The organism is Kocuria rhizophila DC2201, assembly GCF_000010285.1.
Lineage (GTDB): Bacteria > Actinomycetota > Actinomycetes > Actinomycetales > Micrococcaceae > Kocuria > Kocuria rhizophila_A.
Genome location: NC_010617.1, coordinates 2,615,066 through 2,630,453, shown reverse-complemented (window position 1 = coordinate 2,630,453; position 15,388 = coordinate 2,615,066). Strand labels below are relative to the sequence as shown.

Genomic DNA, 15,388 nt, shown 5'->3' with positions numbered 1-15,388 from the left:
ACGTGCGCCGGGGGTGCTACGCGCTAGGTGAGCAGCCGCACCAGCGGGGTGGCGATGAGGATGGTGAGCGCCACGCGCTCGAACCAGATGACCACCAGCGAGCGGATGGAGACCGGGATCTCGGTGGCCAGGATGGACGGCACGAGAGCGGAGAAGAAGATGATCGCGGAGACGCAGACAATCGCGATCACCAGGCGCAGGACGAGCGAGTCCTGCCCGGCCACCAGGGTGGCGGGGAGGAACATCTCCGCGATGCCCGTGGCCGACGCCTTGCCCGCCAGCAGCGGCTCCGGCAGGCCCACGACCCACGCGAACGGCACGAAGAGGTACCCCAGCCAGTCGAAGATCGGGGTGTAGCGGGCCAGCACCAGTCCGATCAGACCGATCGAGAGGATCGACGGGAGGATGGACATGGCCATGCGCAGGCCGTCCCGGAGGTTGTCCCACACGTTGCGGCCCAGGCTGGGGGCGGCGTGCAGGGCCCCGCGCGCCTCGGCCCACGCGTGGTGGAAGCGACGGCCGGTGACCAGCTTCTCCGGCTGGTGCTCCACGCCGGGGTAGGGGTCGTCCGGGATGCGGCTCAGCGGCGGGATCCGCACGGTGATGGCGGTGACCAGGAAGGTGACCACCAGGGCCAGCCAGAAGTAGAGCAGCCAGTGGTCCATGAGGTCCAGGGCCTTGGCCACGATCACCATGAAGCTCGCGGACACCGTGGAGAAGCCCGTGGCAATGACGGCGGCTTCCCGCGCCGTGTAGCGGCCCTCCCGGTAGACGCGGTCGGTGAGCAGCAGCGCCAGGGAGTAGCTGCCCACGAAGGACGCCACGGCGTCGATGGCCGAGCGGCCCGGGGTGCGCCACACCGGGCGCATGACCGGCTGCAGGAACACCCCGATGAACTCCATGAGCCCGTACCCGATGAGCAGTGCCAGGAACACGGCGCCGATGGGCACGATCAGCCCCACCGGGATCACCAGGGAGTTGAAGAGGAACGGGCCCATGTCCTTGGCCATGAGCCAGTCCGGGCCCACGCTGAACACCAGGGCGCAGCCGACCACCAGACCCAGGATGTTCAGGAAGGCGAACACCATCTTCACCGGGGATGCCCGCCAGGAACCCGTGACGAACGGGAACACCGTGCCCGCCAGAATCACTGCCAGCGCGTAGTACGGCACGGCGGCACCCACGTTCTCCCGGAGCCACGTGACGATGTGGTCCAACGGGATGGTGCTCTTGCCGCCGATGGTGACGGGCACGAAGAACATGAAGATGCCGATGGCGCTGTAGAGCACGAAGCGCAGCACATCGGCGCGGTTGGTGCGCGCGGGTTCCTGGAGCGTGCTCATTTCACATCCTCGTGACGGGTGAATCGTGGGTGGTGGTCGTGTGCCGCGGAGTGCGGCAGTGCCGGGCGGGGTTCGATCCGGGAGGCCCCGCGGCACACCGCAGGGCCTCCCGCTCAGATCTCCCGGCGGCCCGCCCGCCACACGCCCCACGTGAGGGGCATGCCGGGGCGGTAGGCCAGGTGCACGGCCTGCGGGGCGTCCAGCACGTGCAGGTCCGCGCGCGTTCCCACGGCGAGGTGGCCCACGGCGGGCCGGCCCGGGGTGGAGACGTCACGACGCAGCGCCTTCGCACCGCCGAGCGTGGCCGCACGGATGGCCTCGTCCACCGTGAGCTTCATCTGCAGCACCGCGGTGGCCACGCAGAAGTTCATGGACGTGGTGTAGCTGGTGCCGGGGTTGCAGTTGGACGCGATCGCCGCGGTGGCTCCCGCGTCCAGCAGCTCACGGGCCGGGGCCAGCGGGGCACGGGTGGACAGGTCGCACGCCGGCAGCACGGTGGCCACGGTGTCCGAGCCGGCCAGCGCCGCCACGTCCTCGTCCGAGAGGAAGTTGCAGTGGTCCACGGATGCCGCCCCCAGCTCCACGGCGAGGGACACACCCTCACCGGGACCGATCTGGTTGCCGTGCACCCGCAGCCCGAGCCCCGCGTCCCGGCAGGCCTCGAGCACGCGGCGGGACTGCTCCGGGTTGAACGCCCCGCGCTCGCAGAACACGTCCGCCCACTGCACGTACGGGGTCACGGCCTCGAGCATGGGCCCGCACACCGTCTCCACGTACTCGTCCGCGTCCACGCCCTCGGGCACCAGGTGGGCGCCCAGGAACGTGACCTCGTCCGCGGCGCCCGCAGCGATCTTCGCCGCGCGCAGCTCCTGCTCGACGTCCAGGCCGTAGCCCGTCTTCGTCTCCAGGTAGGTGGTGCCACCGGCCACGGCATCCCGCACGCGCCCGGCCACGAGCCCGCGCAGGGTCTCGTCACTGGCTTCCCGGGTGGCGTTCGTGGTCACGCCGATGCCACCCGCCGCGTATGCCTCACCGGCCATACGCGCGGCGAATTCCTCACCACGGTCCCCGGCGAACACCAGGTGCGTGTGCGAGTCCACCCAGCCGGGCAGCGCCGCGCGCCCCTCCACGTCCACGGCGCGGTCCGCAGCGGGGGCCTCGGAGGCGCGGCCCATCCACGCGATCAGCCCGTTCTCGACGACGACGGCCGCGTCCCTGAGCACGGAGTCCGCACCCCGGGCGGGGTCCACGGTGTGCAGCTCGCCGATGCCGGTGATGAGCTCGCTCACTGGTCCGCCTGGCGGGTGGCCGCGAGGTCGTTGTGCATGGGGATGTTGACGCCGCGCTCGTCCGCGACCTCGACGGCGCGCTCGTAGCCGGCGTCCGCGTGGCGGATCACGCCCATGCCGGGATCGTTGGTGAGCAGGCGCTCGAGCTTCTCGGCCGCGAGATCCGTGCCGTCCGCCACGGAGACCTGGCCTGCGTGGATCGACCGGCCGATGCCCACGCCGCCGCCGTGGTGGATGGACACCCAGGTGGCGCCCGAGGACGCGGCGGTCAGCGCGTTGAGCAGGGGCCAGTCCGCGATGGCGTCCGAGCCGTCCTTCATGGACTCGGTCTCGCGGTAGGGCGAGGCCACCGAACCGGAGTCCAGGTGGTCGCGGCCGATCACGATGGGCGCAGAGACCTTGCCCTCGGCCACGAGCTGGTTGAACAGCAGCCCGGCCCTGTGGCGCTCGCCGTAGCCCAGCCAGCAGATGCGCGCGGGCAGGCCCTCGAACTCCACGTGCTCCTGCGCGGCGTCGATCCACTCGTGCAGGTGCGTGTTGTCCGGGAAGAGCTCCTTGATCGCGTTGTCCGTGACCTCGATGTCCTTGGGGTCGCCGGAGAGTGCCACCCAGCGGAACGGGCCGAGGCCCTCGCAGAACAGCGGGCGGATGTATGCCGGGACGAAGCCCGGGAACTCGAACGCGCGGGTGTAGCCGGCGTGGCGGGCTTCGTCGCGGATGGAGTTGCCGTAGTCGAAGACCTCGGCGCCCTCGTCCTGGAACTCGACCATCGCCTGCACCTGCGCGGCCATGGCCTCGCGGGCCTTCTTGGTGAAGCCGATCGGATCCGCCTTGGCCTCGGCGTCCCACTGCTCCACGGTGAACTCGGTGGGCAGGTAGGACAGGGGATCGTGCGCGGAGGTCTGGTCGGTCACGACGTCCACGGAGATCTCGCCCGCGCGGTGGCGGCGCAGCAGCTCCGGGAACACGTCCGCGGCGTTGCCCACGTACCCCACGGACAGCGCGCGGCGCTTGTTCTTGGCGGCCATGACCTTGGCGAGGGCGGTGTCCAGGTCCGTCTCCACCTCGTCCAGGTAGCGCTTGGACTGGCGGCGCTTCAGGCGCGTCTCGTCCACGTCCACGACGAGGCACGCGCCGCCGTTCAGCGTCACGGCGAGCGGCTGGGCGCCGCCCATGCCGCCGCAGCCGCCGGTGATGGTCAGGGTGCCGGCCAGGGTGGGCTCGGGGATGCGGCCCTCCTCGTGCATCTTGCGGGCGACGGCGTAGAACGTCTCGTAGGTGCCCTGCAGGATGCCCTGCGTGGCTATGTAGATCCAGGACCCGGCGGTCATCTGGCCGTACATCATGAGGCCCTCGTCCTCGAGCTTGCGGAACTCGGGCCAGGTGGCCCAGTCGCCCACCAGGTTGGAGTTGGCGATCAGCACGCGCGGGGCCCACTGGTGGGTGCGGAACACGCCCACCGGCTTGCCGGACTGGACCAGCAGGGTCTCGTCGTCCTCCAGCTCCTTGAGGGTCTTCACGATGGCGTCGAACGCCTCCCAGCTGCGAGCCGCGCGGCCGGTGCCGCCGTAGACCACCAGGTCGTCAGGACGCTCGGCGACCTCGGGGTCCAGGTTGTTCATGAGCATGCGCAGGGGCGCTTCGGTCTGCCAGCTCTTGGCGCTGATCTCGGTGCCGCGCGGTGCGCGGACGGGGCGGGCGTTGGGCAGTGTCATGAATGGTCCTCCTGGTGCGGGTCGGTCCGGGGCGGATAAGGCTGCGGACGGGGAATGAGTCCATGGGACCACGGACGGTGACGGGGGTCACGGGTTCCGGAGGGGGTTGTGTCTGGGATGCCAGACAGAGGCGCGGGGCAAAACCCTTGTAGCTCTACTGCAATGCAAGATGACTTGTAAGTGTGGATGAGCCGATCATCGCGCCATCAGCGTTGAAGCACGGAATCGCGGAGGCTGACATTCTCCACGCCATGCCTGCCCGTCGGAAATATCTGAGGTGCTGACCATGCCCCGAACTGTGGAGGAGATCCTCGCGCACGCCGATGAGCTGGCCGCGCGCTTCGAGCAGTACGAGCAGTGGCCTGAGGACGAGCTGGACGTGGATGCAATCACGGCTCTGCGCGAGGCCGTTGCGGAACAGTCTGTTGCGGAACGTCATGTCATCGACGCCGTGCGCACGGCTCGCCACGCGGGCATGTCATGGGCTGCAATCGACACTTTCGTCGGAACGACCGGTGAGGCCGCTCGGCAGCGGTACACCCGGCTCGTGGCGTAATGGTGGGGTCCGCGTCAACGACGTCGCGTCTTCCTGCAGGTGTAGGAGGGCCTGACGTTGTTGACAGGGGTCGGGGCCGACTGAAACAGCAGGGGCCCCTCGGTGACGGATCTAAGCCCGGCGCGGGACGCCTTGACTTTCAGGCCCCAACCCCCGGCACCGCCCCGTGCAAGCGCCGAGTCAGCGCCTCCGCCGTCCGCCGCACGTGCCCCACCAGCTCTGCCCGCCGCTCGTCGTCGATCTTGTGCCCTAGGAACGTGAGCGCCACCCCCGCCACCGGCAGTCCCCGATGGTCGTGGGCCGCGACCGCCACGGACGCGAAGTTCGGCGTCACGTCACCCTCCTCCACGGCCCAGCCGCGCTCCCGGGTCCGCGAAAGCTCGGCGCGCAGCTGCCCTGGCGTCGTGATCGCCGTGCTCTCCCACCGGGACGCGAACGACGCCCGGTCCGGGTACAGCGCCCGCACCTGTGCGGCGGGCAGGCCCGCGAGCATCGACCGCCCGCTCGCCGTGAGGTGCGCCGGGATGCGCACACCCACGTTCGTCACCAGCGACGGCTTGTACGGCGCCCGCTCCTCCACCACGTAGACCACGTCCCGCCCGTGCATCACCGCCAGGTGCGCGTTCTCGCCCACCGCGTCCACGAGTGCGCGCAGCAGCGGCTCACCCAGCCGCGCCATCGGATCCTGCCGCGTGTACGCCGAGGACAGCTCGAACGCCGCGATCCCCAGCCCGTACAGCCGCTCCTCGGGCAGGTGCACCACGAACCCCTGCTCCGTCATCACCGCCAGCAGGTGGTACACGCTGGACCGCGGCAGCTCCAGCGCCGTCGCAATCGACGACGCCGCCACCGGCCCCTTCCGAGAGGCCAGGAACCGCAGGATCCGCAGCGTGCTCTGGGCGGCAGGCACCTTGGGTCCCGGCATGGCATCTCCTCCGTTGAGCAGCGGTGGGCGACGACGCCGCGCGGCCACCGCGCGTGCCCCCGGTCCGGTGTGTCGTACGATCTGCGTGTCTGGAATACCAGACGATATCTGGTGTGCGCCCTCGTCGCCGTGCCCCGTGGTGGGATTGGCTGGGGGCAGCGTAATTCAGATCACACTCGCGGGCTCCCGGCACCGTGCCACGCTGGGGGCAGGCACCGCAGGAAAGGGCGTTCCATGAATCCCACCCGGATCATTCCACCGGACGACTCCGTCTGGAGCGGACGAACGGACGGGGGCACCCCCGAGCACCTGCGCTGGCACCAGAAGGTGCGCCCAGAATCAGGCGACCAGGGCAGCGCCACCGAGGCCGCCGCCGTCGAGCTCATCGGCTTCTCCTGCGACGAGGGCGTGCGCCGCAACAAGGGCCGCGTGGGCGCCTCCGAGGGTCCGGACGCCCTGCGCGGTGCACTCGCCCCTCTGGCGATGCATGCCAACTTCGGCATCCACGACGCCGGCACCGTGGTGGTCCCGGACCGCGACCTGGAGGACGGCCAAGACACCCTGGGGCAGCACGTCGCACGCCTCCTGGACACCGGCAACCCCGTGATCGTCCTGGGTGGCGGCCACGACACCGCGTGGGGCAGCTACCTGGGCCGCACCCGCAGTGAGCGCCTGCGGGACAAGCGCGTGGGCGTGCTGAACCTGGACGCCCACTTCGACCTGCGCCAGGCGGACGAGCCCTCCTCCGGCACCCCGTTCCTGCAGATGGCCCGCGCGGACCAGGAGGCGGGCCGCACGTTCGACTACACCGTGCTGGGCATCAGCGAGCCCAACAACACCGGCGTCCTGTTCCGCACCGCGGACGAGCTGGGCGTGGATTACCTCACGGACGAGCAGTGCCAGCCGAGCCACCTCGACGCCGTCCTGGAGGTCGTGGACCGTCTCGTCAAGCGTGTGGACGCCATCCACCTGAGCATCGACCTGGACGTCCTGCCCGCCGCCGTGGCGCCCGGCGTGAGCGCCCCGGCCGGATACGGTGTTCCCCTGGAGACCATCCAGGCCGTGTGCCACCGCGTGGCCCGCAGCGGCAAACTGGTGCTCGTGGACGTGGTGGAGCTGCTGCCGCGGATGGACGTGGACGGTCGCACCGCCCGCGCCGCCGCGCGCCTCATCACCACCCTGGCCCACGACGCCCTGAGCACGACGACACCGCGCCCGGCCTCCGCGGGCACGTCCCCGCACGCGGGAGGCGCCGCCGCGACGTCGTCCTCCCCGCGCGCCGGGGGCGCCGCCGCGACGTCGTCCCCCGGGGCGGCGACCACCGCATCAACCGCCCGCCCCGCACCGACCCCACCCACCGGCCTCGCCGGGAACACCACGGGAGATCACCGATGAGCAGTTCCACCCCGCAGCAACCCGCTCCACAGGGGTCCCCGCAGGAGAACCACACCCTGTCCCGCGGTCTGAGCATGCGCCACATCCAGTTCATCGCGCTGGGCTCGGCGATCGGCACCGGGCTGTTCTACGGCTCGGCCACCGCCATCCAGGCGGCCGGGCCGTCCGTGATCCTCGCGTACCTGATCGCCGGAGCGGTGGTCTACATGGTCATGCGCGCCCTCGGCGAGATGGCCGTGCGCCACCCCGTCCCCGGTTCGTTCGGCCAGTACGCCGCGCGCTACCTGGGCCCGTTCGCGGGCTTCGTTACGGGCTGGACGTTCGTGTTCGAGATGATCGTGGTGGCCATTGCGGACGTCACCGCGTTCGGCGTGTACATGGGCTTCTGGTTCCCGGACACGCCCCGCTGGATCTGGGTGGCCGCGGTGATCCTGTTCATCGCCGCCATCAACACGCGCAACGTGAAGATCTTCGGTGAGCTCGAGTTCTGGCTGACCATCATCAAGGTGGGTGCCATCCTGGCGATGATCGTGGGCGGCATCGTGCTCATGGTGATCGGCGTCTCCTACGCCCCCGGCGAGCCCGTGGGCGTGCAGAACCTGGTGGACCACGGCGGCTTCCTGCCCAACGGCGTGGGTGGCCTGCTGGCCGCACTGTCCGTGGTGGTCTTCGCGTTCGGCGGCATCGAGACCATCGGCATCACCGCCGGTGAAGCCGGTGATCCGGCCCGCTCCATCCCCAAGGCCGTCAACGCCGTGCCCGCCCGCATCCTGCTGTTCTACGTGGGCACCATGGTGGTGCTGATGTCCCTGGTGCCGTGGACCGAGATCACCGGCGAGGCCAGCCCGTTCGTGCAGATCTTCTCCGCCCTGGGTATTCCCGCTGCGGCATCCATCCTCAACGTGGTGGTCATCGTCGCCGCCATCTCCGCGATCAACGCCGACACCTTCGGCGCGGGCCGCATGCTCTTCGGCCTCGCGGAGCAGGGCCAGGCGCCCCGGGCCTTCACCAAGGTCTCCCGCAACGGCGTCCCGTGGCTCACCGTGGTGGTCATGGGCATCGCCCTGGGCATCGGCGCGGTCCTCAACGCTGTGATCCCCGAGGACGTGTTCCTCATCATCGCCTCGATTGCCACGTTCGCCACCGTGTGGGTGTGGCTCATGATCCTGCTCTCGCACATCGCCATGAGGCGGGAGATCGAGCGCAAGAACCGCCCCGAGTCCGAGTTCAAGGTCCCGTTCTGGCCCGTGGCCTCGTGGGCCGCGACCGTCGGCATCCTGTTCGTGATCGTGCTGCTCGGCTGGTTCCCGGACACCCGCGTGGCGCTGATCGTGGGCGTCGTGTGGCTCGTGCTCCTGGGCGTGGGCTACGCGCTGTTCGTCCGGGGCAGCGGCCGCCACCGCCCGCCGCTGGACGACCACACCGCGCTGATCACCCTGCCCCGCAGCTGATCCCCGCCTGCTGAGAGCCCCGGCCCGTTCGCGAGCCGGGGCTTTCCCATGCCCGGACGACGACGCCGCACGGCCGGGTCCGCGCGCTCCGTCACGCGCCGCGCAGGTCACGGGTTCGTCCCCGCTGACGCCGGGCGGCCCTGCCCATGGCGCGCTGGAGGCGCTCCGTGATTCCCGGATGGGCCGCCCGGGGTTGTCAAGAGGCGGGGGCGCAGCGGCGTGGTGCCTCGGCGGGCTACCGGGCGGTCGCCGGGGACGCGGGGACAGCGGCGTCGTGCGCGGGAGGAAGTGCACTGTCCACGCCCGCGGCCACGAGGGCGACGATCTCCCGCATTCGCTCGAGCACCAGGCGCAGCTCGGCGCGGCCCTGGCGGGCGCGGTTGAGCTCCGCGAGCCCGCTGGTCACGATCATCCGTGCGCCCACGTCCAGAGGTGTAGTGCCGGCGTGCGCGGCGGAACGGCAGCCCGCGAGCATCCGCGCGATGTGGTTCTCGAGCTTCTCCACCAGCACCAGCACCTCGCGGCGGTGAGGGAGGTCCTCGCCGAAGAGAATCTCGCGTGCGATCCACACGGTGGTCTCCGGCCAGTGCACGGCCATGTCGAAGACCGGGGCGAGTGAGTCCATGATGGCGTCCACCACCGCAGCGGGGGAGCGGTGGCCGGGGTCGGGGGTGGCGTCCAGGATGTCGTTGACGTGGTCCGCCCAGATGTTCTCGGTGACCATCATCAGCAGCTCCGCCTTGGTGGCGGCGTACTGGAACACGGTGCCCGCGGCCACGTCCGCGCGGGAGGCGACCTCGCTCATGGACATCTGCGCGTAGCCCTTCTCGCTCATGAGCGAGCGGGCGGCGGCCAGGATGCGGGCGCGCTTCTTCGCCTTGGCGATCTCGCGGCGCCCGGGGCCGCGCGGGCTCACGCGGGAGGCCACGTGCTCCAGGGGGCGTGTTCTGCCGCGGGGCGTCAGGTTCTGAATTTTCTCCACCAGATAATTGTATTGCACTCAAAATTGAGTAGGCTCAATTATGAACGCAGGGAGCGCCAAGGTGACGCCCCCGCGGAAGGAGGAACGACATGCAGTTCACAGCAGGCAACTACGAGGCCTTCATGCGGCCCCGCCCGGCGGAGCACGCGCAGGACACCCGCGCGTGGATCGTGGGATCCGGTCTCGCCGGACTCGCGGCGGCGGTGTTCCTGGTCCGGGACGCCGGCGTGCCCGGCGAGAACGTGACTGTGGTGGAGAAGGGCCGGCTGCCCGGCGGTGCCCTGGATGGGCTGGACGTGCCCGAGAAGGGGTTCGTGATCCGCGGCGGGCGTGAGCTCGAGAACCACATGGAGTGCCTGTGGGACATGATGCGCTCCGTGCCGTCCCTGGAGATCGAGGGCGCGTCCGTGCTGGACGAGTTCGCGTGGCTCAACCGGGACGACCCCAACTACTCCCTGCGCCGCGCCACCGTGAAGCAGGGCCAGGACGCGGGCCACGAAGGCAAGTTCGACCTCCCGCAGCGCGCCCAGAAGGACCTCCTGCACATCTTCCTGGCCACGCGCGAGGAGATGGAGGGCAAGAAGATCCAGGACGTGATGAGCAAGGAGTTCCTGGCCTCCCCGTTCTGGATGTACTGGCGCACCATGTTCGCGTTCGAGGAGTGGCACTCCGCGCTGGAGTTCAAGCTCTACCTTCACCGCTTCGTGCACCACATCGGCGGGCTGCCGGACTTCTCTGCGCTGAAGTTCTCCAAGTACAACCAGTACGAGTCCTTCGTGCTGCCCCTGATTTCCTACCTCACCGAGCGCGGCGTCACCTTCCAGTACGACACCGACGTCCGCGACATCGACTTCTCCCACCGCAACGGCGAGATCCGCGCCACCGCGATCCACTGGGTGCGCGAGGGCGCCACCGAGACCCAGGAGCTCGGTGAGCACGACCTCGTGTTCACCACCATCGGCTCCCTCGTGGACAACTCGAACGACGGCGACCACGCCACCCCCGCGGAGCTCGACCGCGGCCCCGCCTCGGCCTGGGACCTGTGGAAGCGGATCGCCGCCAAGGACCCCTCCTTCGGGCGCCCCGAGGTGTTCTGCTCCTCGATCGACGAGACCAAGTGGGAGTCCGCCACCGTCACCACCCTGGACGAGCGGATTCCCGAGTACATCCGCAAGATCGCGCAGCGGGACCCGTTCAGCGGCCGCGTGGTCACGGGCGGGATCGTCACGGCGGAGGACTCCTCGTGGCTGCTCAGCTGGACCGTGAACCGCCAGCCGCACTTCAAGAAGCAGCCGAAGGACCAGATCGTGGTGTGGGTCTACTCGCTGTTCGTGGACACCCCCGGCGACTTCGTGAAGAAGACCATGGCCGAGTGCACGGGCGAGGAGATCACCCAGGAGTGGCTCTACCACATGGGCGTTCCCGTGGAGGAGATCCCGGAGCTCGCTGCCACCGGCGCCAAGACGGTGCCCGTGATGATGCCGTACGTGACCAGCTTCTTCATGCCCCGCCACGCGGGCGACCGCCCCCAGGTGGTGCCCGAGGGCGCCCGCAACTTCGCGTTCATCGGCCAGTTCGCCGAGACCGGCCGCGACTGCATCTTCACCACCGAGTACTCGGTGCGCACCGGCATGGAGGCCGTGTACCAGCTCATGGGGGTGGAGCGCGGCGTTCCCGAGACGTGGGGCAGCACCTATGACGTGCGGGTGCTGCTGGAGGGCCTCACCCGGCTGCGGGACGGCGAGAAGGTCCGGATCCCCGGGCCGGAACCGCTGCGCAAGCGGCTGCGTCGTCGGCTGGAGGACGGCGAGGTGGGCGAGCTGCTCGAGGAGTACGGCGTGCTGTGATCCTCAGCGCCTGCTGAGCGGACCCTGCACGGGTGCACCCGGAAGCCGTCACAGCACGTGGCACAGCTTCTGGGCCAGCCTGTGCAGGGTCTTCCTGTCCCTGGGGGACATGTCCAGCTCGTCCAGCAGCTCGCGCTGCATCCCCGCGGCCGGTTCCTGCAGGGCACGCCCGGCGTCCGTGAGGGAGATGACCACGGAGCGTTCGTCCTGCTCGCTGCGGCGGCGGGTCACGAAGCCCGCCGCCTCCACGCGGCGCAGCAGTGGGGAGAGGGTGCCGCTGTCCAGGGCGAGGGTCTCGCCCAGCTGGCGGACCGAGCGGTGGTCCTGCTCCCATAGCACAAGCATCACCAGGTACTGCGGGTAGGTCAGCCCGATGGCCTTGAGAGGTTCACGGTACGCGCTGGTCACCTTGCGCGAGGCGGTGTACAGCGCGAAGCACAGCTGCGTGTCCAGGCGGAACTCGGGATCCATGCCCACCATGGTACGGGAGGCGCATTTCCGGGATGACGTGCGGTGACGCTCGGGGCGCGCGGACTGAAGGCGTGCCCACCACGCGGGGCGGGGGTCAGGGGGCGCGCCCGTCACGGCCGGGGTTGTTGAACAACGGGGGCGAGTCGCGTATAACTATGGCCCGGCTCACAGGGTGTCCGCATCCTTCCGCTCTTCCCTTTCCCCAACAGCACGGAGACCCCGGTGCCGGAACACGACCACGACCGCACGTCCACGCCCGCCGGGGGATCCTCGGTCGCCACCGCCACCGCCACCGCCGCGCGGCCCCACTCGGGGAGCCCCGCCCCGGGCCACGCCAACCGCCGGTTCGAGACCAACTGGGCGATCTCCCTCTTCGGCACCGCCGTGGGCGCGGGGGTGCTGTTCCTGCCCATCAACGCGGGCCTGGGCGGTCTGTGGCCGCTGCTGATCGTCACGGTGCTGATCGGGCCCATGACGTACCTCTCCCACCGGGCGCTGTCCCGCTTCGTGTGCGCGTCCCCCGTGCCGGACGAGGACATCACCGGCGTGGCCCGCAAGGCCTTCGGCGAGGGCCTGGGCCGGCTGATCACCATCGTCTACTTCCTGGCGATCTACCCGATCGTGCTGATCTACGGCGTGGGCATCACCAACACCGTGGACAGCCTGCTGGTCAACCAGTTCCACCTGGCCTCTCCGCCGCGCTGGCTGCTCTCGGGCGTGCTGGTGGCGCTGCTGATGCTCGTGATGTTCACGGGGCAGCGGATCATGCTGATCGTCACCCAGTGGCTCGTGTACCCGCTGATCCTCATCCTGCTGGGCGTGACCCTGTTCCTGATCCCCACGTGGGACTTCAGTGCGTTCCGGGGCGTGCCCTCCGCCGGGGACTTCCTGATGTCCGTGTGGATGATCATCCCGGTGCTCGTGTTCGCGTTCAACCACTCACCCGCCATCTCGCAGTTCTCCGTGGCCATGAAGCACGGGTACGGGGACCGCGCGAGCGAGCGCGCCTCCGTGGTGCTCAAGCGCTCCACCCTGCTGCTGGTCATCTTCACCATGGGCTTCGTGTGGTCCTGCGTGCTGTCCCTGGGTCCCACCGGGCTGCGGGGCGCCAAGGACCAGAACCTGCCCGTGCTGTCCTACCTGGCCAACGAGAACGGCAGCCCGTTCATCGCCTACCTGGGCCCGGCGGTGGCACTCGCCGCGATCGCCTCCTCGTTCTTCGGCCACTACATGGGCGCGGCGGAGGGTGCCGTGGGCATTGTGCGCTCCACCGTGGACCCCAAAGGCACGAAGATCAGCGACAGGGCCCTCAAGACCGCTGTGGCCGTGTTCATCTTCGTGACCACGTGGCTCGTGGCCATCCTGAACCCCAGCATCCTCTCGCTCATCGAGTCCCTCGCGGGGCCGGTGATCGCCGTGATCCTCTATCTCATGCCCATGTACGCGATCCGCAAGCTGCCGGCGCTGGAGCCCTACCGGGGCAGGATCTCCAACGTGTTCGTCACCGTGGCCGGTCTCGTGGCGGTCAGCGGCATCATCTACGGCCTGATCTCCTGACGCCCCACGTCACGGCCGGAGGACGACGCCGCTGGGCCGGGTCCGCGCCCGGCCGCCGGTGCCGTGGTGCAGACCGCTGCGGGCCCCCCTCCCGGGTCCGGTGCGGTCCCGCTGTGTAGATTGGCCGTGACCGAGGCCGCGACCCCCGCTGCTGCGCAGCGGGGGTCGTTGCACACCACCGACCGAACGGGTGAGGAGCCCAGATGACCACCGTGGTGCTGTTCCGCGACGACCTCCGGGTCACCGACCACCCCGCCCTGCACGAGGCCGTCTCCCACGGGGAGCCCGTGGTGTGCCTCTACGTCCTGGACGAGGAGTCCGAGGGGGTCCGCCCGCTCGGCGGTGCGGCCAAGTGGTGGCTGCACCACTCCCTGACCTCGCTCGCCTCGGATCTGTCGGAGCTGGGGGTGCCCCTCACGCTGCGGCGCGGTCCGGCAGGGAAGGTGGTGCCCCACGTCGTGCGCGAGACCGGCGCGGACCGGCTGCTGTGGAACCGCCGCTACGGCGGGCCGGAGCGCGCGGTGGATGCCGGGCTCAAGGAGTGGGCCGGGGAGAACGGTGTGGAGGCCCACTCGTATGCCGGATCGCTCATGTTCGAGCCGTGGACCGTCTCCACCCAGAACGGGGATCCGTACCGGGTGTTCACGCCGTTCTGGCGGGCGTGCACCAGCGGGCCGCCGCCCCGGGAACCGTACCCGGCGCCGTCGTCGATCGACCACGCGGACCCGGCACCGGCCTCCGAGGACCTGGTCGACTGGGAGCTGCTGCCCACGCACCCGGACTGGTCCGGGGGCCTGGCGCGCACGTGGACCGTGGGGGAGCGGGCGGCGCACGAACGGCTGGACGAGTTCCTGGACGAGCGGTTGCCCCGCTACACCCAGGACCGGGACGTGCCCGCCAGGCCCGCCACGTCCGGGCTGTCCCCGCACCTGCGCTGGGGCGAGATCAGCCCGTACACCGTGTGGCACACCGCCCTGGAGCGTGCGGAGAACCCCGGGAAGTTCCTCACCGAAGTGGGGTGGCGCGAGTTCTCCTGGTACAACCTCTACGTCCACCCGGACATGGCCACCGAGAACATCAACCCGAAGTTCGACGCCTTCCCGTGGCCGCCGCTGGACGAGGACGTGCTCGCGGCGTGGCAGATGGGGCGCACCGGGATCCCCCTGGTGGACGCCGGGATGCACGAGCTGTGGGAGACCGGCGCCATGCAGAACCGGGTGCGCATGGTCGTGGCGTCCCTGCTGGCCAAGAACCTGCTGATCGACTGGCGCCTGGGCGAACAGTGGTTCTGGGACACCCTGGTGGACGCGGACCCCGCGAGCAACCCGCACAACTGGCAGTGGGTGGCCGGCTGCGGCACGGACGCCGCGCCCTACTTCCGGATCTTCAACGCGGAGACGCAGCAGAAGAAGTTCGACCCCGACTTCGTCTACGTGGACCGCTGGAACGGGCGGCAGGAGGGCGTGGAGCCCATCGTGGACCTCAAGGAGTCCCGGGCGCACGCGCTGGAGCTGTTCAAGAGCCTGTGAGGGGCGGCCGCGGGGCCGAGCATGTGGCGGGAACGAGCCCCGACGAGGGCCGCCCGCGCGCCGGCCCCGGGTGGCCCCGCGCCGAGCGGCGTCGTGGGCCAGAGCAGACCGCGCGGCGTCGTTGACCGGGACGGACCCGGCGTCGAACATCGCGGCGGCGGCGCACGAGCAGGGCGTGGGCCGGATCGTGTGCCTGTCCATCGCCGGCGCCGAGGACCCGCGCGTGAACTCCGGGTACGGCTACTACAAGGGCAAGGCCGTGCAGCAGAGCATCTACCAGCAGTCCCCGGTCCCGTCCGTCACGGTGCGCTCCACCCAGTAATTCGAC

General features: G+C 70.1%; 13 protein-coding genes. 7 read left to right on the top strand and 6 right to left on the bottom strand.

The window, feature by feature from the left end; genetic code table 11:
* Positions 1–23: 23 nt before the first annotated feature.
* The 3 genes from KRH_RS11340 to KRH_RS11330 form a co-directional block, all read right to left on the bottom strand.
* Entirely contained in the window at positions 24–1,343 is a 1,320-nt protein-coding gene (locus tag KRH_RS11340; RefSeq protein ID WP_012399365.1) for a YjiH family protein, read from the bottom strand.
* 113 nt (positions 1,344–1,456) lie between these two features.
* Positions 1,457–2,632 carry an imidazolonepropionase gene (gene hutI / locus KRH_RS11335; RefSeq protein WP_012399364.1) on the bottom strand — a complete coding sequence of 392 codons (1,176 nt, stop codon included), beginning with the start codon at positions 2,630–2,632 and terminating at the stop codon, positions 1,457–1,459.
* Positions 2,629–4,347 (bottom strand): urocanate hydratase, encoded by a 1,719-nt coding sequence (locus KRH_RS11330; RefSeq protein WP_012399363.1) that lies wholly within the window; start codon positions 4,345–4,347, stop codon positions 2,629–2,631. Before KRH_RS11330 ends, hutI begins: the two co-directional genes overlap by 4 nt.
* 286 nt (positions 4,348–4,633) lie before the next feature.
* Here KRH_RS11330 and KRH_RS11325 point away from each other — a divergent pair, with 286 nt between their 5' ends.
* Entirely contained in the window at positions 4,634–4,903 is a 270-nt protein-coding gene (locus KRH_RS11325; protein ID WP_172599350.1) for a hypothetical protein, read from the top strand.
* Between the two features lie 139 nt (positions 4,904–5,042).
* Here KRH_RS11325 and KRH_RS11320 read toward each other — a convergent pair whose 3' ends face one another.
* Entirely contained in the window at positions 5,043–5,828 is a 786-nt protein-coding gene (locus KRH_RS11320; RefSeq protein WP_012399361.1) for an IclR family transcriptional regulator, read from the bottom strand.
* Between the two features lie 234 nt (positions 5,829–6,062).
* Between KRH_RS11320 and hutG the strand changes: the two genes are divergently transcribed.
* Both hutG and KRH_RS11310 read left to right on the top strand, forming a co-directional pair.
* Entirely contained in the window at positions 6,063–7,223 is a 1,161-nt protein-coding gene (hutG, locus tag KRH_RS11315; RefSeq protein WP_012399360.1) for a formimidoylglutamase, read from the top strand.
* Positions 7,220–8,674: an amino acid permease gene (locus KRH_RS11310; protein WP_012399359.1), complete on the top strand. Its 1,455-nt coding sequence runs from the start codon at positions 7,220–7,222 to the stop codon at positions 8,672–8,674. Before hutG ends, KRH_RS11310 begins: the two co-directional genes overlap by 4 nt.
* 235 nt (positions 8,675–8,909) lie before the next feature.
* On the opposite strand, the gene KRH_RS11305 is transcribed toward KRH_RS11310, so the two are convergent.
* The gene (locus KRH_RS11305) at positions 8,910–9,656 is read right to left on the bottom strand and encodes a TetR/AcrR family transcriptional regulator (RefSeq protein WP_226905805.1); all 747 of its coding nucleotides are present in this window, start codon (positions 9,654–9,656) and stop codon (positions 8,910–8,912) included.
* Between the two features lie 89 nt (positions 9,657–9,745).
* Between KRH_RS11305 and KRH_RS11300 the strand changes: the two genes are divergently transcribed.
* A complete protein-coding gene (locus tag KRH_RS11300) occupies positions 9,746–11,503 on the top strand; it encodes an oleate hydratase (RefSeq protein WP_012399357.1) in 1,758 nt (585 codons plus the stop codon).
* A gap of 48 nt (positions 11,504–11,551) precedes the next feature.
* Here KRH_RS11300 and KRH_RS11295 read toward each other — a convergent pair whose 3' ends face one another.
* Positions 11,552–11,983, bottom strand: coding sequence for a MarR family winged helix-turn-helix transcriptional regulator (locus KRH_RS11295; RefSeq protein WP_012399356.1), 432 nt, complete (start codon positions 11,981–11,983; stop codon positions 11,552–11,554).
* 213 nt (positions 11,984–12,196) lie between these two features.
* Between KRH_RS11295 and KRH_RS11290 the strand changes: the two genes are divergently transcribed.
* The 3 genes from KRH_RS11290 (at position 12,197) to KRH_RS11860 (ending at position 15,382) form a co-directional block, all read left to right on the top strand.
* Positions 12,197–13,531 (top strand): aromatic amino acid transport family protein, encoded by a 1,335-nt coding sequence (locus tag KRH_RS11290; RefSeq protein WP_012399355.1) that lies wholly within the window; start codon positions 12,197–12,199, stop codon positions 13,529–13,531.
* Between the two features lie 203 nt (positions 13,532–13,734).
* Complete coding sequence (locus KRH_RS11285; protein ID WP_012399354.1) at positions 13,735–15,060, top strand: cryptochrome/photolyase family protein; 1,326 nt, start codon at positions 13,735–13,737, stop codon at positions 15,058–15,060.
* Positions 15,061–15,181: 121 nt separating this feature from the next.
* Positions 15,182–15,382 carry a hypothetical protein gene (locus KRH_RS11860; protein WP_012399353.1) on the top strand — a complete coding sequence of 67 codons (201 nt, stop codon included), beginning with the start codon at positions 15,182–15,184 and terminating at the stop codon, positions 15,380–15,382.
* The last annotated feature ends 6 nt before the right edge of the window (positions 15,383–15,388 follow it).

What these genes read in the sequence shown, in the direction of transcription:
- KRH_RS11340 (WP_012399365.1), bottom strand. Translation starts at nt 1,343, where the DNA reads ATGAGCACGCTCCAGGAACCCGCGCGCACCAACCGCGCCGATGTGCTG.
- KRH_RS11330 (WP_012399363.1), bottom strand. Translation starts at nt 4,347, where the DNA reads ATGACACTGCCCAACGCCCGCCCCGTCCGCGCACCGCGCGGCACCGAG.
- KRH_RS11325 (WP_172599350.1), top strand. Translation starts at nt 4,634, where the DNA reads ATGCCCCGAACTGTGGAGGAGATCCTCGCGCACGCCGATGAGCTGGCC.
- KRH_RS11320 (WP_012399361.1), bottom strand. Translation starts at nt 5,828, where the DNA reads ATGCCGGGACCCAAGGTGCCTGCCGCCCAGAGCACGCTGCGGATCCTG.
- hutG (WP_012399360.1), top strand. Translation starts at nt 6,063, where the DNA reads ATGAATCCCACCCGGATCATTCCACCGGACGACTCCGTCTGGAGCGGA.
- KRH_RS11310 (WP_012399359.1), top strand. Translation starts at nt 7,220, where the DNA reads ATGAGCAGTTCCACCCCGCAGCAACCCGCTCCACAGGGGTCCCCGCAG.
- KRH_RS11300 (WP_012399357.1), top strand. Translation starts at nt 9,746, where the DNA reads ATGCAGTTCACAGCAGGCAACTACGAGGCCTTCATGCGGCCCCGCCCG.
- KRH_RS11295 (WP_012399356.1), bottom strand. Translation starts at nt 11,983, where the DNA reads ATGGTGGGCATGGATCCCGAGTTCCGCCTGGACACGCAGCTGTGCTTC.
- KRH_RS11285 (WP_012399354.1), top strand. Translation starts at nt 13,735, where the DNA reads ATGACCACCGTGGTGCTGTTCCGCGACGACCTCCGGGTCACCGACCAC.